The organism is Achromobacter sp. FW305-C-13 (assembly GCF_058783475.1).
This window is the reverse complement of the sequence record NZ_JBYSYN010000002.1, coordinates 241,464-259,837: the sequence shown is the minus strand read 5'-3', so window position 1 is coordinate 259,837 and position 18,374 is coordinate 241,464. Positions and strand designations below refer to the sequence as shown.

General features: G+C 66.2%; 18 protein-coding genes. 9 read left to right on the top strand and 9 right to left on the bottom strand.

From position 1 onward, the window contains the following. Positions 1 to 2: 2 nt before the first annotated feature. The 7 genes from cydC to purT form a co-directional block, all read right to left on the bottom strand. Positions 3 to 1,697 (bottom strand): thiol reductant ABC exporter subunit CydC, encoded by a 1,695-nt coding sequence (cydC, locus tag AC3WMU_RS12725; RefSeq protein ID WP_492282428.1) that lies wholly within the window; start codon positions 1,695 to 1,697, stop codon positions 3 to 5. Beyond that, positions 1,694 to 3,451: a thiol reductant ABC exporter subunit CydD gene (gene cydD / locus AC3WMU_RS12720; RefSeq protein WP_492282427.1), complete on the bottom strand. Its 1,758-nt coding sequence runs from the start codon at positions 3,449 to 3,451 to the stop codon at positions 1,694 to 1,696. The genes cydC and cydD overlap by 4 nt, the downstream gene beginning before the upstream one ends. Then, positions 3,448 to 3,573, bottom strand: coding sequence for a cytochrome bd-I oxidase subunit CydX (gene cydX / locus AC3WMU_RS12715; protein WP_006224717.1), 126 nt, complete (start codon positions 3,571 to 3,573; stop codon positions 3,448 to 3,450). Before cydX ends, cydD begins: the two co-directional genes overlap by 4 nt. Positions 3,574 to 3,589: 16 nt before the next feature. Beyond that, positions 3,590 to 4,744 (bottom strand): cytochrome d ubiquinol oxidase subunit II, encoded by a 1,155-nt coding sequence (gene cydB, locus AC3WMU_RS12710; protein ID WP_492282426.1) that lies wholly within the window; start codon positions 4,742 to 4,744, stop codon positions 3,590 to 3,592. A gap of 13 nt (positions 4,745 to 4,757) precedes the next feature. Next, positions 4,758 to 6,332, bottom strand: coding sequence for a cytochrome ubiquinol oxidase subunit I (locus AC3WMU_RS12705; RefSeq protein WP_006224719.1), 1,575 nt, complete (start codon positions 6,330 to 6,332; stop codon positions 4,758 to 4,760). Between the two features lie 128 nt (positions 6,333 to 6,460). After that, positions 6,461 to 7,006 carry a GbsR/MarR family transcriptional regulator gene (locus AC3WMU_RS12700; RefSeq protein ID WP_006224720.1) on the bottom strand — a complete coding sequence of 182 codons (546 nt, stop codon included), beginning with the start codon at positions 7,004 to 7,006 and terminating at the stop codon, positions 6,461 to 6,463. Between the two features lie 290 nt (positions 7,007 to 7,296). Then, a complete protein-coding gene (purT, locus tag AC3WMU_RS12695; protein ID WP_006224721.1) occupies positions 7,297 to 8,514 on the bottom strand; it encodes a formate-dependent phosphoribosylglycinamide formyltransferase in 1,218 nt (405 codons plus the stop codon). Between the two features lie 104 nt (positions 8,515 to 8,618). Here purT and AC3WMU_RS12690 point away from each other — a divergent pair, with 104 nt between their 5' ends. From AC3WMU_RS12690 to AC3WMU_RS12650, 9 genes are all read left to right on the top strand, one after another. Next, a complete protein-coding gene (locus AC3WMU_RS12690) occupies positions 8,619 to 9,608 on the top strand; it encodes a KpsF/GutQ family sugar-phosphate isomerase (RefSeq protein ID WP_006224722.1) in 990 nt (329 codons plus the stop codon). After that, positions 9,605 to 10,213, top strand: a complete 609-nt coding sequence (locus tag AC3WMU_RS12685; protein ID WP_081534199.1) for a KdsC family phosphatase — start codon at positions 9,605 to 9,607, stop codon at positions 10,211 to 10,213. The genes AC3WMU_RS12690 and AC3WMU_RS12685 overlap by 4 nt, the downstream gene beginning before the upstream one ends. 37 nt (positions 10,214 to 10,250) lie before the next feature. Beyond that, positions 10,251 to 10,883 carry an LPS export ABC transporter periplasmic protein LptC gene (gene lptC / locus AC3WMU_RS12680; protein ID WP_006224724.1) on the top strand — a complete coding sequence of 211 codons (633 nt, stop codon included), beginning with the start codon at positions 10,251 to 10,253 and terminating at the stop codon, positions 10,881 to 10,883. Further along, positions 10,880 to 11,530 (top strand): lipopolysaccharide transport periplasmic protein LptA, encoded by a 651-nt coding sequence (lptA, locus tag AC3WMU_RS12675; protein WP_006224725.1) that lies wholly within the window; start codon positions 10,880 to 10,882, stop codon positions 11,528 to 11,530. The genes lptC and lptA overlap by 4 nt, the downstream gene beginning before the upstream one ends. A gap of 33 nt (positions 11,531 to 11,563) precedes the next feature. Beyond that, positions 11,564 to 12,358, top strand: a complete 795-nt coding sequence (lptB, locus tag AC3WMU_RS12670; protein WP_088588700.1) for an LPS export ABC transporter ATP-binding protein — start codon at positions 11,564 to 11,566, stop codon at positions 12,356 to 12,358. A 221-nt stretch (positions 12,359 to 12,579) separates the two neighbouring features. Next, entirely contained in the window at positions 12,580 to 12,918 is a 339-nt protein-coding gene (gene hpf, locus AC3WMU_RS12665; protein WP_006216296.1) for a ribosome hibernation-promoting factor, HPF/YfiA family, read from the top strand. A gap of 386 nt (positions 12,919 to 13,304) precedes the next feature. Next, entirely contained in the window at positions 13,305 to 13,760 is a 456-nt protein-coding gene (locus AC3WMU_RS12660; RefSeq protein WP_006224727.1) for a PTS sugar transporter subunit IIA, read from the top strand. 21 nt (positions 13,761 to 13,781) lie between these two features. Beyond that, positions 13,782 to 14,708 (top strand): HPr(Ser) kinase/phosphatase, encoded by a 927-nt coding sequence (hprK, locus tag AC3WMU_RS12655; RefSeq protein ID WP_006216298.1) that lies wholly within the window; start codon positions 13,782 to 13,784, stop codon positions 14,706 to 14,708. 22 nt (positions 14,709 to 14,730) lie between these two features. Then, positions 14,731 to 16,164, top strand: coding sequence for an aminotransferase-like domain-containing protein (locus AC3WMU_RS12650; protein WP_006224728.1), 1,434 nt, complete (start codon positions 14,731 to 14,733; stop codon positions 16,162 to 16,164). Positions 16,165 to 16,171: 7 nt separating this feature from the next. On the opposite strand, the gene AC3WMU_RS12645 is transcribed toward AC3WMU_RS12650, so the two are convergent. Next, on the bottom strand, positions 16,172 to 17,455 hold the full coding sequence (locus AC3WMU_RS12645; protein WP_006224729.1) for a cytochrome c: 1,284 nt from the start codon (positions 17,453 to 17,455) through the stop codon (positions 16,172 to 16,174). Between the two features lie 12 nt (positions 17,456 to 17,467). Beyond that, positions 17,468 to 18,226 carry a c-type cytochrome gene (locus AC3WMU_RS12640; RefSeq protein ID WP_085946931.1) on the bottom strand — a complete coding sequence of 253 codons (759 nt, stop codon included), beginning with the start codon at positions 18,224 to 18,226 and terminating at the stop codon, positions 17,468 to 17,470. Positions 18,227 to 18,374 lie beyond the last annotated feature (148 nt).

Sequence of the window (18,374 nt, the reverse complement as noted above, 5' to 3'; positions counted from 1 at the left end):
GCTTAAGCCAGGATTGCCGCCGGTGACAAGTCATGTAATTGCGCGCCGCGCAATTCATAGCAGCGATCGACCGCGCCGGGGGGTAACGCCGCATGGGTCGCCAGTACCACGGTGCGTCCCCGCACCGCGCGTTGCAGGTCGTTGAAGAAGTCGGCTTGCGCCGCGGCGTCCAGGCCAGCCGTCGGTTCGTCCAGCACGATGACCGCCGCCGGCGACAGCAGCGCCCGCGCCAGGCACAGGCGGCGCGCCTGGCCCGCCGACAGTTGCGAACCGGTCTCGCCCGCCCAGGTATCCAGCCCGTCGGGCAGGCCCCGCACGAAATCGCCCAGCCTTGCCGCGTCCAACGCGCCCCACAGGGCCGCATCGTCGGCCTGCGGGTCGCCAATCAGCAGATTGGTGCGCAAGGTGCCCAGGAAAACGGGCGCGTCCTGGGACAGCAAGGCAATGCGCCGGTGCCAGTCCGCCTGCGCGCAATCGCGCGCGTCGCAGCCACCGAAACGCACGTGTCCCGCTTGCGGGTCTTCCAGGCGCAATATCAGATGAAGCAGCGTGGACTTGCCCTGCCCGCTGGCCCCCACGATAGCGACGCGTTCGCCGGGCTCCACCCGCAGGTCGATGCCGTCCAGGACGACCGGGCGCGCACCCTCCGCCCGGGCCGGATAGCGGAACACCACCCCGTCCAACTCCAGCGCGCCGGCGGGCGGCAGGGCGCGTACGGTGGCCGCGTCCTGCATATCGGGCTGGGCTTGCGTCACCTCGCGGATCCGCGCCGCCGCCGACATGGCCGACCCCATGCGGGACGCGCCGCGCATGATGGGCCCCGCCACTTCGAAAATGCCGATGACGGCCAGCAGCAGACCCGCCAGCACAGGTCCCTCGATCTGCCCCGCTTCATGCGTCCCCAATCCGAACCACAGTAACGCCAACACCGAAACGCCGGCCGCGACTTGCAGGAACCATTGCCCGCGTGCCGCCACCCGGGCCTGGCTGCGGCGCGCCAGTGCGCTGGCTTCGCAAAGCCGTTCGAAATGCGCGGCGGTGGGCGCCTGCGCATGCAACGCCACCATGTCGGCGTGGCCATCCACCGCGTCCAGCGTGGCCGCGCGCAGGCCCGCCGCACTCTCCTGAGCAGCGGCCCCCGGCTTGCGCGCCGCCCGCAGCAGCCATGCCGGCACCAGCACACAGGCCGTCAGCAACGCCAGCGCAAACGCCAGCGCGGCGGCAGGCACCCACATACCCAGAACCGCCGTCAGCACGGCGCCCCCCAGGATCGCGGTGGCCAACGGCGCCAGCACGAACAGGAAGACCGTATCCAGCGCGTCGACGTCGCCCGTCATGCGCGCCACCAGGTCGCCGCTGCAGTACTTCGCCAACTGGCGCGGCGTCAGCCGGATCAGCGCTCCGAATACGGTGGCGCGCAGATCTGCCAGCAGGCGCAACGTAGCCGAGTGGCCCACCACGCGGTCGGCATAGCGCGACACGATGCGCAAAAAGGACAACCCACGCACCAGCGCGGACGGCGCGAACAGGTTGAAGACCCCGCCCGCGCCCGCCAGGGCTGCGCCCGTCAGGAACCAGCCGGACACACCCAGCAAGCCGACGCCCGCGGCCACCGTGGCCAGCGCACAGAACAATGCGAGCAAAAGCCCGCTTTTTCGGCGTGCGTACAGCGGCAGCAGCAACAACAGATTCTTCATGCGTCTTCCACTTTCCCGCCCGCCACTCGTAGCACGCGGCCGAAGCGGGCCGCCACCACGGGCGCGTGCGTCGCAAGCAGCAAGGTGCGGCCTGCGGAGAATTCCAGGATTTCATCCAGCACCCGGGCCTGGGTCGCCTCGTCCAGGTGCGCCGTGGGCTCGTCCAGCAGGATCAGCCCGGGGTCCCGCAGAAACAGGCGTGCCAACGCCACGCGCTGTGCCTGTCCGCCCGACAGGCCATGGCCCCGGCTGCCCAGCAGCGTGTCCAGGCCTTGCGGCAGCGCGTCCGAAAACTCCAGCACACAGGCGCGCCGGGCGGCTTCCCGCAGATCGGTGTCGGATGCGCCCGACCGGCCCAGCCGGATGTTGTCGGCGATCGACCCGGCCAGCAATTGCGGCCTCTGCCCGATCAGCGCCACGCGCCGGCGCAAGGCGGCTTCGTCCCAATCGCCCAGCGGCACGCCGTCGATGCGCACGTCGCCCTCGAATGGCCGCAACCGGGCAATGGCTTCAATAAGCGTGGACTTGCCGATGCCGCTGGGGCCCATCAATGCCACTTGTTCGCCCGGCACCAGCCGCAACGCGGCGTCGGCCAGCACCAGCTGCCCACGCCCCGGCGCCGTCACGCGCAGGCCCGTCACCTCGACGGGCGCGCCGGCTTCTGACGCCGACGGCACGACGGTTCCGCGCCCAGTGGGCGTCGGCTTGGCGGCGTCGTCTTGCGGCAGGCCATCGAACAGCACAGCGATCTGCGTCACGGCGGCGAGTGCCGTGGCGCGGTCGTGATAGTGCGCGGCGAACTGGCGCAGCGGAGCATAGACTTCAGGCGCCATCAACAGACAGAACAGGCCCGCCTGCAAGGTCAGGGGCGACCACCGCACGTCCAGGAACCCCAGATAGGTCAGCCCGATATATACGGCCACGCCCGCCACGCCCAACGCGGCGAAGAACTCCAGCACGGCGGACGACAGGAAAGCGATGCGCAGCACCGACATCGTGCGCTGGCGCAGCGCGTCGCTGGCGGCCACCACGGAAGCCGCCTCGGCTTCGGCGCGGCCATACAGCTTCAGGGTGGACAGCCCGCGCAAGCGGTCGGCGAAGAAGCCGGACAAGCGGGCGAACGCACGCAGGTGCCGGCGGCTGGCGCCTTGCGCGCCCCACCCCACCAGCGCCATGAACAGCGGAATCAGCGGCGCGGTGATCAGCAGCACCAGGCCCGCGATCACGTCCACGGGCAACAGCAACACGGAAAACGCCACGGGCAGCATGGCGGCGGCGGCCATCGCAGGCAGGTACTTGGCGAAAAAGCCGTCCAGCGCCTCGACCTGGTCCACGACTGCGCTGGCCAGTTCGCCAGACGCCTTGCCGCGGCTCCAATAGGGGCCTTTCGCCACCAGCCGGGAAAACAGCGACTGGCGCACATGGCGCTTGATGCGTTCGGCTGCGTCCGCCCCCGCGCGTTCACCCGCCCAGGTGATGCATGCGCGCAGCAGCATCAACCCGGCGATACCCAGGATGCTTGCCAGCAATTCCTGGCGCGGCGCCTGGCGGACGATGGCCGCATCCAGCACGCTGGCCAGCAGCCAGGCCTGCACGACCAGCAAGGCGCCGCTGACCAGCGGCGCGGCGCCCGCCACCATCAACGGCACCCTTGCCGCCTTGGCAAGCGCCATCAACCACCGCGACTGTTCGCGCGGCGGTTTCTGCAGGCTGGCCGACGGGTCGTGCTCGAGGGTGCTAGCGCCGCCGCTCACTCGTCGCTACGGCTGGCGCGTGGGTCATGCGAATGCCCTTCACGCAGCTCGAACCACATTGCATTGAGGATAGCGAACGCACACGCCAGACCCAAGCCGAGTATCCACGAGAAATACCACATGGTGGAGGCTCCTTTATCAGTAAGAGTTGGGCGTGTCGCCCACGGAATCATGGGTGACCTTGCCGCGCATCACGCGATACACCCAGGCGGTGTAGAGCGTCACGATCGGCAGGAAGATGACCACCGCGATCACCATGATCCACAGCGTCAGGTGGCTGGACGACGCATCCCAGACCGTCAGGCCGGCTTGGGGATTGGTCGACGACGGCATCAGGAACGGGAACAGCGAGAAGCCCACCGTCAGGATGACGCCGGTGATCGACAGCGCGGACGCCAGGAACGACAGGACGTGCGCCCGGACGCTCAACAGCAGCAGCACCAGCACCGCACCGGCCACGCCCAACGCGGGCGCGATCCACATCAGCGGCCATTTCGCGTAATTGGCCATCCACGCACCTGCCTGCACGGCCACGGTCTTGAGCATGGGGTCCGATGGACCCTTCATGTCGACCGCGCTGGTGATGACGTGCCCACTCAAGCCGCCCGCCACCCAGAAACCGCCCACGACAAAGAGCGCCACCGTCAGCAGCGCCAGCAGGCGCCCCCAATTGCGGGCCCGCGACGAAATGGGATCTTCCGTACGCCAAGCCAGCAGCACCGCGCCGTGCATGGCCAGCATCACCACGCTAAGCACCCCACACAGCAGGGCAAACGGTGTGAAGAGCTGGTAGAAATGCCCTTCGTACACCATGCGCAGCGCCGAGCCCTGGAACGTGAAGGGCACGCCAAGAATGATGTTGCCAACCGCCACGCCGAACACCAGCGAGGCCACGACGCCCGAAAAGCACAGCACGCCGTCCCAGCTATTGCGCCAGCGCGTGCCTTCCATCTTGCTGCGGTACTTGAAGCCCACGGGACGCAGGATCAGCGCGATCAGCGCCAGCATCATCGCCAGGTAGAACCCGGAGAACGACGCGGCATACAACAGTGGCCAGGCAGCAAAAATCGCGCCGCCCGCCGTGATCAACCAAACCTGGTTGCCTTCCCACACCGGACCCACCACGTTGATCACCACGCGGCGCTCGGCGTCGGTCTTGGCCACCACCGGCAGCAAGGCGGCCACGCCCAGGTCGAAGCCGTCCATGACGGCGAAGCCGATCAGCAAGGCGCCCAGCAACGCCCACCAGATCACGCGCAAGGTGCCATAGTCAAAAGGAATAAGGGTATCCATCTGCTTCTCCCCCTCAGGCGCGCACGGCGGCGCGCACAGGATCGGCGGCGGCGTTGCCCGCCACCGGCCCATCGGATTTCGGACCCGCCTTGATGGCGTGCAACATCACCTTCACGCCGATGATCAAGAGGACCGTGTACAGCACCAGGAAGATAGCCAGGCTGATCGCCAGGTCGGCGATCGTCAGGCCGGATGCGGCGTAGTACGTCGGCAGCACGCCTTCGATCACCCAGGGCTGGCGGCCGTATTCGGCCACGAACCACCCGCTTTCAATGGCGACCCACGGCAACGGCAGGCTCCACAGCGCCACCTTGAGCAGGCCGCGGCGGCTGTCCAGCCGGCCGCGCGAGGCCAGCCAGAAGGCCACGCCGAAGAACAGGATCAGGTACATGCCCACCGCCACCATGATGCGGAACGCCCAGAACAGCGGCGCCACATTGGGCACGGTATCCACCGCGGCCTTCTTGATGTCGGCCTCGGTGACCTTGCTCATGTCTTCCTGGTAGCGCTTGACGAGCAAGGCGTAGCCCAGGTCCGGCCAGGTCTTGTCAAAGGTCATGCGCGCATCCGTGTCCTTCGGGTTGGCGCGGATCTTCTGCAAGGCCTCGTAGGCCACCATGCCGTCGCGGATGCGGTTCTCTGCACGCAGGATCAGGTCGTCGATGCCCAGCAGCGGCGTGGTCAGGGAACGCGTGCCGATGATGCCCATGACGTACGGGATCTCGATGGCGAAGTCGTTCTTGCGCTCGGCCTGGTTGGGAATCGCGATCAGGTTGAAGGACGCGGGCGCGGGTTCCGTGTGCCACATGGACTCCATGGCCGCGATCTTCATCTTCTGGTGTTCGGTCGTGAGATAGCCGCTTTCGTCACCCAGCACCACGACCGACAGCGCGCCGGCCAGGCCGAAGCTGGCGGCCACCGCCATCGAACGCTTGGCCAGGTCGGTATGACGGCCTTTCAGCAGGTACCAGGCGCTGATCGACATCACGAACATGGCGCCGGCAACGTAGCCCGCGCTGACGGTGTGCACGAACTTGGCTTGGGCCACCGGGTTGAAGATCACCGCCGCGAAGTCGGTCATCTCCATGCGCATGGTGTCGGGGTTGAAGATCGCGCCCACCGGGTTCTGCATCCAGCCGTTGGCGATCAGGATCCACAGCGCCGAGAAGTTCGTGCCGAACGCCACCAGCCAGGTCACCACCAGGTGGCTGACCTTGGACATGCGGTTCCAGCCGAAGAAGAACAGGCCGACGAAGGTGGCTTCCAGGAAGAAGGCCATCAGCCCCTCAAGCGCAAGCGGCGCGCCGAAGATGTCGCCCACATAGTGGCTGTAGTAGGACCAGTTCATACCGAACTGGAACTCCATCACCACGCCGGTGGCGACGCCGAGTGCGAAGTTGATGCCGAAAAGCGTGCCCCAGAACATGGTCATCCGCTTCCAGATGGGGCGGCCGGTCATGACGTACACGCTTTCCATAATGGCCAGGATGAACGACAGGCCAAGCGTGAGTGGGACGAACAGGAAGTGGTAAAGCGCGGTCGCGGCAAACTGGAATCGCGACAGATTTACAACGTCGAGATCAATCATTGGGGCGCTCCCAAGCAGTTGAGGTGCCGCGGCAACCGGCATGGTTCCCAGGCCGTCTCTCGCGCCATGTTACGGGCGATAAATACAACTTCATAGAGGTTTCCTGAAAAATCGGGGCGCATGGGGATTTAGCCCTTGCCCCGCAATTTGCCGGCGAAGCCCAGCACTTTCTGCACTTGCGACCCCAGTCGCATGAGCTTTTGCACGGTCTCCGGGGGCAGGCGTTGAACCTCATCGAACCATCCGGAAGACAGTTCGATGAGCTCCAGCATTTCGGTCATGCGCTGTTGCGCGTAGGCGTCGTTGGGGCCCGAGGGAGTCTCGAGCAGGGTGTCGCGCAGCAGGGTCAGCGTGGGATTGATTTCGCGTTTGCGCTTTTCTTCCATCAGGATGCGGAAGATCTCCCAGACGTCTTTGGGCGTCTCGAAGTAGTCGCGGCGGTCGCCCACTTGATGGATCAGCTTGACCAGCCGCCAGGATTGCAGCTCTTTCAAGCCCAGGCTGACATTCGAACGCGAAAACCCGAGGGTTTCGGCAATGTCGTCCGCGTTCAACGGTTCGGGGTGCAGGAACAGCAAGGCGTAGATCTGGCCGACGGTGCGGTTCACGCCCCAACGGCTGCCCATTTCGCCAAAGTGCAGCACGAAACGTTCGTTTTGGGGGGTAAGAACCATGAGTATCGACGCCAGCAAGTCAGGACGGCGGTTGGGCTGATATACACAGTTACACCGCTTTCAGTAATTCCTGAAATTATCGAACAAACTGTGAGAAAGCGCAAACCACACTGCCCGCAGGGGTAATGGCGCAAAGCCCGCCCCGCAACCCGCACTGGCTAAGTTACCCACCGGATGTGACCGCCGCAGGCGCCCCAATGCAAACAGCCACCGGCTTGTGAGGCGGGTGGCTGTAAAGGAGGACGGCGCCCCCGGCAGCGATTAAAGGGGACGGGCCATGCCCGCCGGCGTCAGCCGGCCTTGACCGACACGGCGGCGGAAACGCGCTTGGCCTTGGCGCGCGCGGTCGCCACGTCCTCGGCAACGGCCAGGCCCACGCCCATGCGGCGCTTGACGAAGGATTCCGGCTTGCCGAAGAGACGGATGTCGGTGCCGGATTCGGTCAGCGCTTCAGCCACGTTGTGGAACGTGACCGCGGTGGCGTCCACCCCGCCATAGATGACGCTGCTGGCGCCCGGCTGACGCAGGGTGGTGTCCACCGGCAAACCCAGCAGCGCGCGGGCATGCAGTTCGAACTCGTTCTGGGTCTGCGTGATCATGGTGACCATGCCGGTGTCGTGCGGGCGCGGGCTGACTTCCGAGAACCAGACCTGGTCGCCGGCCACAAAGAGTTCGACGCCGAAGATGCCCAGCCCGCCCAGGTCGGACGTAACCGCCAGGGCGATTTCCCGGGCGCGCGCCAGCGCGGCGGGCGACATGGGGTGCGGCTGCCAGCTTTCGACGTAGTCGCCGTCGACCTGCTTGTGGCCGATGGGTTCGCAATAACGGGTCTCGATCTTGCCGTCGGCGCCGCGGGCGCGCACGGTCAGCAGCGTGATTTCGTAGTCGAAGCGGATGAAGCCTTCGACGATGGCGCGGCCCCCTCCAACCCGGCCGCCTTCCTGGGCGTAGCGCCAGGATTGCGCCACGTCATCCGCGCTTTTGATCACGGATTGCCCCTTGCCCGACGAGGACATGACCGGCTTGATGACGCAGGGGTAGCCGATGCCGCCGTCGATAGCGGCGCGCAATTCCGCCTCGGTATCGACAAACTTGTAGGGCGAAGTAGGCAGGCCCAGGGTCTCGGCCGCCAGGCGGCGGATGCCCTCGCGGTTCATGGTCAGCTGGGCGGCGCGGGCGGTCGGGGTGACACGCGCCACGCCGGCCGCTTCCAGTTCCACCAGCAAACTGGTGGCAATGGCCTCGATTTCGGGGACAATAACGTGCGGCCGTTCCTGTTCGATGATCTTCTTCAGGGCGTCCGCGTCGGTCATCGAAACCACGTGTGCCCGATGCGCCACCTGATGGCCCGGCGCGTCGGCGTACCGGTCCACCGCAATGACTTCCACGCCCAGCCTCTGCAGGGCAATGATGACCTCTTTGCCCAATTCGCCTGATCCGAGCAGCATGACTCGGGTGGCCAAGGGGGACAGGGGCGTGCCAAGGACGGGGCTGGAAATGCTGGACATGGAGCGGGCCTGGATAGAAGGATTGAAAGCCGTTGAAAACAGCCGCCAGGATGCCATACGCCCCTGCCGGGGGCAAACCCGCATACTGATATTAAAATCGCCGCATGACTGATCATCCCACCACATCGTCCGATACCGCGCTGGCATCTGCACGCAGAACGCTGCAAATCGAAAGTCAGGGTCTGCTGGACCTGTCCGCGCGGCTGGACGACACCTTTACCCAGGTCGTCGCCCTGCTGTTGGCATGCCGCGGCCGCGTGGTCGTCACCGGCATCGGCAAGACCGGCCATATCGCCCGCAAGATCGCGGCGACGTTCGCCTCGACCGGCACGCCCGCCTTTTTCGTGCATGCCGCGGAGGCCGTCCATGGCGACCTGGGCATGATCACGCAGGATGACGTGGTCATCGCCATCTCATATTCGGGCGCGGGGCAGGAACTCCTGACCATCCTGCCCGTGGCGCGCCGCATGGGCGCCAAGCTGGTGGCGATCACCGGCAACCCCCAATCGGAACTGGCCCTGCTGGCCGACGTGCACCTGGACGGCAGCGTGGCCCAGGAGGCCTGCCCGCTGAACCTGGCGCCCACCGCCAGCACCACGGCCGCGCTGGCCCTGGGCGATGCGCTGGCGGTCGCCTGCCTGGAAGCCCGCGGCTTCGGCCCGCAGGATTTCGCGCGGTCGCATCCGGGCGGCGCCCTTGGCCGCCGCCTGCTCACCCACGTACGCGACGTGATGCGCCACGGCAGCGCCCTGCCGATCGTGCTGGCCGGCACCCCCGTGTCCCAGGCGCTGGAAGTCATGTCCGCCAAGGGCATGGGCATGACGGTCGTGACCGACGCGCAGCACCGCCCGCTGGGAATCTTTACCGACGGCGACTTGCGCCGCCTGATCGCCCGGCACGGCGATATCCGCAGTCTGACCGTGGAGGCGGGCATGACCCGGTCGCCACGCAGCATCAACCCCGACGCGCTTGCCGTCGAGGCCGCCCAGCAGATGGACGAACAACGGCTCAACCATATGCTGGTGCTGGACAATGACGGCGCGCTGCTCGGCGCCTTGCACATGCACGATCTGATGGCCGCTAAAGTGGTATGACTATGAATCTTCCTGCTTCCGTGACTCACCCGGCCGAAGCGCTGGTCCTTGCCCGTATCCCCGCCACCGTGCGCGACCGCGCCGCGGCCGTGCGCCTGATGGTGTTCGACGTCGACGGCGTACTCACCGACGGCAGCCTTTACTATGGCGAAAGCGGCGAACTGCAAAAGCGCTTCAACGCACTGGACGGCCACGGCCTGCGCCTGCTGATGGAAGGCGGCCTGACGGTGGCACTGATGACCGGCCGCTCGGGCCCCATCGTGGCGCGCCGCGCCGCGGAGCTGGGCATTGCGGAAGTCACGCAGGGCGTACGCGACAAAGGTGCCGCCCTGACAGAACTTGCGCAGCGCCTGGGTGTCCAACTGAACCAGACCGGCTATATGGGCGATGACATCATCGACCTGCCGGCCATGCAGCGCGCGGGCTTCGCCGCCAGCGTGCCCAACGCCCCGGGCTACGTCAGCCAGGCGGCGCATTGGGTCTCGACGCAATCCGGCGGCAGCGGTGCGGTGCGCGAATGCTGCGACCTGCTGCTGGCTTCGCAGGGACGCCTGGGCGCGTTCCTGGCGGCGCCGGGCCTGCTGGGCCCGGGCGCCATCCAATGACCCTCTTGAACACGCCTACGCCTTTGCGGCGAACCTGATGAAAGAACGTTTCCCCTCACTGATCGCGCTGTTCCTCCTGCTGGTGCTGGTCACCAGTTCGTGGTGGGCGGCCGATTACGCGCAGCGCGCCATCCAGGTGGACCCGCCGCGGCGCCTCACGCACGAGATGGACGCGTGGTCGCGCAATTTCGTGATGCTGCGCACCGACCCGTCAGGGCGCCCCATCAACCGCCTGGAAGGCGAGTACGCCGAGCACTTCCCGGACGACGACTCGTACCACATCACCGCGCCCCGCGCGGTGGGCCAGCGCGAAGCCAACCCGATCACGGTGGGCGTCTCGAAGACCGCCGTGATGGAGCAAGGCGGCAAGCGCATCGTCATGAACGGCGACGCCCACGTGCATCGCCAGCCCGACGCCAACAACGACATGCTGGACGTGCGCAGCCAGCAATTGATTATCCTGCCCGATGATGACGTGGTCTTTACCGACCTGCCCGCCGAAGTCATCAAAGGCCGTTCGCGCATGAACGGCAAGGGCATGCACTACAACAACAAAACACGCCAATTGCAGGTATCCGCGTCGACGGACGTCGAGATCGCCGGCTCCGAAGGTAAGCAACAGCGCCGGACCGAGATACCCGCCAACAACCCTGATCAGAAGAAACCATGACCGACCTCCGGATTCTCCTTGCCCCGACGACCCGCCTGATTGGCGCCGTCCTGCTGACGGCATCGGTGCTTGCGCCGGTGCACGCGCAGGACGCCGCCGCCAAGCCCGCGGCCGGCGCCAGCAAGGCGGCAACCCCCGCCGAGGAGCCCAGCACGCTGATCCTGTCGGACACCCTGCACTACGACGACGTGAAGAAGCAAAGCGTCTTCACGGGCAACGTCAACATGACGCGCGGCCTGATGACGCTGACCTCCGACACGCTGGAAATGCACGAAGACGCCCAGGGCGGCCAATACGGCACGGCCACCGCCAACAAGGGCAAGGTCGTGACCATCCGCCAGGAGCGCCCCGAGACCTTCGAACTGATCGAAGGCAAGGGCCTGCGCGCCGAATACGACGGCACCAAGAGCACCTTCGACCTGATCGGCCAGGCCGTCGTCATCCGTTACGTCTGTGGGAAACCGTTCGACACCATTCGCGGCGAACGGGTACGCTACAACGAGAAAACCGGCACGTACGAAGCCCAGGGCGGCCCCAACTCCGCCGCAGCCGGCGGCCGGGTCCGTTCGGTTGCCGAACCGCGCGCCAAGTCGGACGCGGCAGTCGCCGAATGCCGCAAGCAGCAAGCCGCCAAGAAAGGGCGCTAAGCCGCTCCCCACGCAACACCACTCGCAGCCACGATGAACCAACCCTCTGTGCCGACCCCCGTGACCTCCGCCCCCTCGGGGGTCAAGCAGGGCAGCCTGCGCGCAACCGGTTTGCGCAAGACCTATAACGGCCGGACCGTGGTGCAGGACGTCTCCCTGTCCGTGGTCAGCGGCGAAGTCGTGGGCCTTCTGGGCCCCAACGGCGCCGGCAAGACCACCAGCTTCTACATGATCGTGGGCCTGGTGCCCGCGGATGCCGGCCGCATCGAAATCGACGGCTCGGTCATCACGGCGATGCCGATCCACAAGCGCGCGCGCATGGGCCTGTCGTACCTGCCCCAGGACGCCTCGGTGTTCCGCCGCCTCACGGTGGAACAGAACATCCGGGCCGTGCTTGAATTGCAGGTCGGCGAGGACGGCCGCCCGCTGTCCACGCCCAAGATCAACGAGCAGATGGAGTCCCTGCTGGAAGAGCTCCAGATCGGCCACATCCGCAGCAATGCCGCGATCTCGCTGTCAGGCGGCGAACGCCGCCGCGTCGAAATTGCGCGCGCGCTGGCGACCAGCCCGCGCTTCATCCTGCTGGACGAGCCCTTTGCCGGCGTGGACCCCATCGCCGTCATCGAAATCCAGCGCATTGTGCGGTTCCTGAAGGGCCGCGGCATCGGCGTGCTGATCACCGACCACAACGTGCGCGAAACGCTGGGCATCTGCGACCGCGCCTACATCATCAGCGAAGGCAAGGTGCTGACCGACGGCCACCCTGACGAAATCGTGGGCGATCCGGCCGTGCGCCGCGTCTATCTGGGCGAGCACTTCCGCATGTAACAGGCACCTGGGGAAGACCCCTAGCCCTCTCTCGGGCAAGGGGCAATACGCCCCAGGGACTCCGCCATAAAAATGCCATGTTCTTGCGCTAGGTCAGCTTGTTTTATCGGCCCGAGTCTATACACTAGTACTTAACGAAGCCACCCAATCAAGGAGAACGCCTAACGACCTCACCGCGCATTTTGCGCACCCTTTTTTCTCTTTTAGAAGGAGAGCACACTATGAACCTGAGCATCTGCGGTCGTCACCTCGACGTCACCCCGGCAATCCGGGAATATGTCATGAACAAATTGGCGCGAGTGCTGCGGCATTTCGATCACGTCATCGATACCCAGGTCATGCTCTCAGTAGAGCCCCTGCGGCATAGAGCCGAAATCACCATGCGTCTAAGCGGTAAGGACATTCATTGTGAAGCAACCGATGAAAACCTCTATGCAGCCATAGACCTTCTTGCTGACAAAGTCGACCGTCAGGTCATCAAGCACAAGGACAAGGTACGAAGTCACTCAGCGGAGTCCGTGAAGCGGCAAGCGGCGAGCCTTTCGCCACCCCAGCAGTAATGCGCTTCATGATCACTCGCCCTGGGCGATCAAGCTAAACAGCGATTGTAAAAATCCTGCCTAAGTCCCGGTGTCCCGCTAGACGTCAGTCCAGCCGGGGCATCGGCAAACTCCCCGCACTACCCCCTCTCCGCATCACTCCCCCAAAGCTTCGTCCCCCAATTCCCGGTTGTTCCGGCGAATCGCATGCGCGTTGTCGTTTTCTGGCATTTCGTGGCCAATCAAGCCGAATCCGCCATTTGAAGACCACATCTCCCCCAGGAATGCCCACAATCCCGCGTGATCAGTCTATGCTGTCGCTCTTGCCGTGCCGTCGTCCGCCCTCGCAATGGGCGCGGCGCAAGGCCAATTTATTGCACTGCGTCATATAACCATATAATGATCCGATGAATCATTTGTCGCGCATCCTACCCGCCGGCAACGTCGTGCTCGATATGCTCGCCACGAGCAAGAAACGGGCGTTCGAACAAGCTGGCCTTCTTTTTGAAAACAACCATGGCTTGGCACGCGCGCTCGTGTTCGACAGCCTGTTTGCCCGGGAACGTCTTGGCTCCACTGCCCTTGGGCAGGGCGTAGCCGTTCCCCACGGCCGCGTGAAGGGGTTGGAGCAGGCGCTGGCGGCATTCATCCGCCTGGCGCAGCCCATCACCTTCGACGCGCCCGACGGGCAACCGGTGTCGATGCTGCTCTGCCTGCTGGTGCCGGAAACGGCCACCCAGCAGCACTTGGACATCCTGGCCGAACTCGCTCAACTCATGTCCAACAAGGCATTGCGCGAGGCTCTGGCCACGGAGGCCGACCCGGCCATCGTCCACAAGATGCTCACGACCGGCCAACTCTGACCCCTCCGCGGAAACGCTGCCATGCTCACGGTGCAGGAACTCGTCGACGACAACGCCGACAAAATCCCCTTCAACTGGATCTCGGGCCAAGGCGCCGCTGACCGCGCGATTCCCGATGACGGCATGGCGGCGGCCGACCTCGTCGGCCACTTGAACCTGATCCACCCGTCGCGCATCCAGGTGTTCGGGCAGGAAGAACTGGCGTACTACACGCGGTTCGACCTGCGCCGCCGCATGCACCACATGGACGAGCTGCTGATCGGCGGCGTGCCCGCCATCCTGCTGGCCGACGGCCTGACGCCGCCGCAAGACCTGGTCGACCAATGCGACCAGCATCAGGTGCCGCTCTTGTCCACCCCGGTGGCGGCCGCACAACTGATCGACCTGCTGCGCATCTACCTGGGCAAGAAGCTTGCGCCCACCACCACCGTGCACGGCGTCTTCCTGGACGTGCTCGGCCTGGGCGTGCTGATCACCGGCGAATCCGGCCTGGGCAAAAGCGAACTGGCGCTGGAACTGATTTCGCGCGGACACGGCCTGGTGGCCGACGATGCCGTGGAGTTCTCACGCACCGCCCCCAACATGATCGAAGGCCACTGCCCGCAGCTGCTGCAGAACCTGCTGGAAGTGCGCGGCCTGGGCTTGCTGGACATCCGCACCATCTTCGGCGAAACCTCGGTACGCCGGAAGATGCGACTGAAGCTGATCGTGCATCTGGTGCGCGCCACCGCGCAAGACAAGTTCGAACGCCTGCCCCTGCAGGACATCACGCAAGACATGCTGGGCCTGCCCGTGCGCAAGGTGATGCTGCAAGTGGCCGCCGGCCGCAATTTGGCGGTGCTGGTCGAAGCCGCCGTGCGCAACACGATACTCAAGCTGCGCGGGATCGATACGCTGGGCGAGTTCATGGAACGCCAAGCCATGGCGATCCTGCAAAGCAGCAAATGAACGCGCGTCGCCACGCGGCACCGTGAGCCTGTACGAGACCCTGGCCGCCGAGATCGCCAAGTCGATCCGCGACGGCGTGATGCGCGTGGGCGACAAGCTGCCGTCCGTGCGCGACGCCTGCGCCGCGCGCGGCGTCAGCCCCTCCACCGTCTTCCAGGCGTACTACCTGCTTGAAGCCCAGGGCCTGATCCGCGCCCAGCCGCGTTCGGGCTACTACGTCCACGCCCCCGCGGAATCCCTGCCGCCTGAGCCGGGCGCGTCGTGCCCCGGCGGTGACTCCACCGAACTGGCAATCAGCGAACGCATCTTCGACATCCTGGGTTCCGTGCGCAACCGCGACGTGACGCCGCTGGGCTCTGCCTTTCCCTCGCCCTTGCTGTTTCCGCTGCCGCGGCTGGCACAAGCGATGGCCTCGCACCTGAAACGCCACAACCCGCTGGATACTGTCGAAGACCTGAGCCCCGGCAATCCGGGCCTGCGCCGCCAGATCGCACTGCGTTACCTGATCGGCGGCATCAACGTGCCCGCCACCGATATCGTCGTGACCAACGGCGCGCTGGAGGCCTTGAACCTGTGCCTGCAAGCGGTCACGCAGCCGGGCGACACCGTCATCGTGGAAGCGCCCACGTTCTATGGCGCCTTGCAGGCGCTGGAGCGGCTGGGGCTGAAAGCGCTGGAAGTACCCACCCATCCGCGCACCGGCATCGACCTGGACGCGATGCAAGCCGCCATCCAGCGGCATGCGCCCAAAGCGTGCTGGCTGATGACGCAGTTCCAGAACCCGCTGGGCAGCCTGATGCCCGACGACAAGAAGCGGCAACTGGTCGAATTGCTGGCGCGCCACGACATCCCGCTGATCGAAGACGACGTCTACGGCGAACTGTATTTCGGCGCCGCACGACCTGTGCCCGCCAAGGCCTACGACAAGCAGGGGCTGGTGCTGCACTGCTCGTCGTTCTCGAAATGCCTGGCCCCCGGCTACCGCATCGGCTGGGCCTCCGCCGGCCGCTACGCGCAGCGCGTGCAGCGGCTGAAGCTGACCTCCACCCTGTCCGCCTCCGGCCCGGCGCAAGGCGCCATCGCCGAATACCTGGAGCAAGGCGGCTACGACCGCCATCTGCGCCGCCTGCGCGAAACGCTGCAGGCGCAGCAGGAGCGCATGGCCGACGCCATTGCGCGAGAGTTCCCGGCCGGCACGCGCGTGACGCGTCCGCAAGGGGGATTCTTCCTGTGGTTGGAACTACCCGCCGCGGTGGACGCCCTGGCCCTGCACCGCGATGCGTTGGCGCGCGGCATCAGCGTGGCGCCGGGCCCGATATTTTCGGCAAGCGGCCAGTTCGCCAGCGCCTTGCGCCTGAACTATGGCCACCCCTGGGACGCCGCCCACGACACCGCTATCCGCGTGCTGGGCGAACTGGCGCGGCAAGCCTGCGCGCGCGCCGTCCGATCAAGCTAGCCCGGCGTCAATTCAACGTCGATGCCGCCCGCGCTCGTTTGACCTCCAGCGCGGTGACGCCGCCGGCCTCATTGCCCCAGCTATTGCGCAAGTAGGACACCAGCATGGCGATATCGTTGTCGTTCAGGATCTGCCCGAACGGCGGCATGCCGTGCGGCCGGGGATTGGCGGCCGTTGCCGGCGCATAGCCCCCATCGAGCACCATGCGTATCACGTTGACCGGCGACGGCGCCGTGACCGTGGGGTTACCCGCCAGCGCCGGCCAGGCGGTGCCACTGCCCTCGCCCTTGGCCTGATGGCATTGCGCGCACTGCTGTTCGTAGATCTTGCTGCCCAGTTCCATCGCGGCTGGCGCCGCCGCCACCTTCTGCCGCTGCGTGGAGGCCGGCGTGGCCGGCAGCGACTTGATGTAGACGCCGATCGCCAGCGCGTCGTCATCCGTGAGGTGCTGCGTGCTGCCCAGCACCACTTCGGCCATCGGGCCGCTGGCGCTGGAATGCGCCGAAATGCCTGTCTTGAGCAAGGCCGCGATATCGGCCGCCGTCCAGCGGCCCATGCCCGTCTGCATGTCGTTGGTGAGCGGCGGCGCGTACCAATCCAGCACGGGAATGACGCCGCCCGTCAGCGATTCGGACGAACGCGTCGCGCCCAGGCTGTTGCGCGGGGTATGGCAGGCGGCGCAGTGCCCCAGTCCTTCCACCAGATAGCGCCCGCGATTCCACTGCACCGACTGGCCCGCGTCGGGCTCCTGGACGCCCGGCTTGAAATACAGCGCGCGCCACGCGGCCAGCAAGGCGCGTTGGTCGTAGGGGAAGTCGAGTTCGGGTGGACGGTTGGGCTGGCTGACGGGCGCCACGCTGCGCAGGTAGGCATAAAGCGCGTCGGCATCGGCGCGCGTGACGCGCGTGTATTCGGTGTACGGGAAGGCCGGATACAGCAAGGTGCCGTCTTTGGACTTGCCGTTGTGCAGGGCCTGCCAGAAATCGTCGGCGGTCCAGGTGCCGATGCCCGTCTTGTCGTCCGGCGTGATGTTCGGCCCATACACCGTGCCAAACGGCGTCGGGATCGGTGTGCCGCCGGCCAGCGCCTTGCCGCCCCGGCTGGTGTGGCAGGCCATGCAGTTGCCCGCCAGCGCCAGGTAGCGCCCGCGCTCGATCAGCGTGGAGGCGTCGGCCGACGCCGCGGCAGGCCCCGTGCTGGTGTCATCGCGCGTGCCCAGCCAATACAGGCTGCCTGCGGTGACAACCGCCGCCAGCAACACCACACCCAGGATTCTCTTCAGCAGTTTCATCGGGGCCCCCTCTCAGCGTTGCGCCTGGCTGCCGCACTCGGCGGGCAGGCGCAGCGATCCGGCGGCCTCGGGCGCATAGGGCTCGACGACCGGTTGCGACGACAGCCACGCCGCCAGGGCGCCGATGTCGGTGGGGGTAAGTTTGTCGGCGATGTCTGCCATGCAGTCGGGCGCGGCGGCGCGGCGCAAGCCGTTCTTCCAGCTGCCGATCTGCGAGCCGATGTAGTCGCGGGGCAAGCCGAGCAAGCCCGGGATGGCCGGCATCAGGCCACTGAGGGCCGCGCCATGACAGGACGCACAGGCGGGCAGGCCGCGGGCCGCGTCGCCGTTCAAGGCCAGCGTGCGGCCGGCTTCCATCGTGGCGCTGGAGACCTGCGCGCGCGTGGGCGCCGGATACGGCACGTGCTGTTCGGAGAAATACGCGGCCATCTCGCGCAGGTAGTCGTCGGGCAAACCGGCCAGCAGATGCGCCATGGGGCGGTACTGGCGCCGGTCATCGCGGAAATTCAGCAGCTGGTGATACAGGTATTCCTGCGGCTTGCCGGCCAGGCGCGGGTAGTAGCCGTCGGTGCCGGCCCGGCCCTGCGCCCCATGACAGGCCGTACAGGCCGCGACCCGGGCCGCCATGGTGTCGGGGCGCAAGGTGTCTGGGGAGGCCGGCTGCGCCAGCGCGGACGTTGTCATAAAGGCAACAACAGCCGTGGCCATCACGCGGAAAATCGCCCCAAACCGCGGCAGTGAAACACTACGAAAGGAAATGAGGGCTAACATCTATGTCGAATTCCAATCCCCCGAAGCGCATGACGGCGGGGCGCGTAAGTGAATCGATCAAAGTATCCGGCCCCAAGCTTACGCCAGGGCAGTTGAAACGGTACAGGCGCAGATTCCCAGTTTACGGCCATATCAGATGCCATCCCGC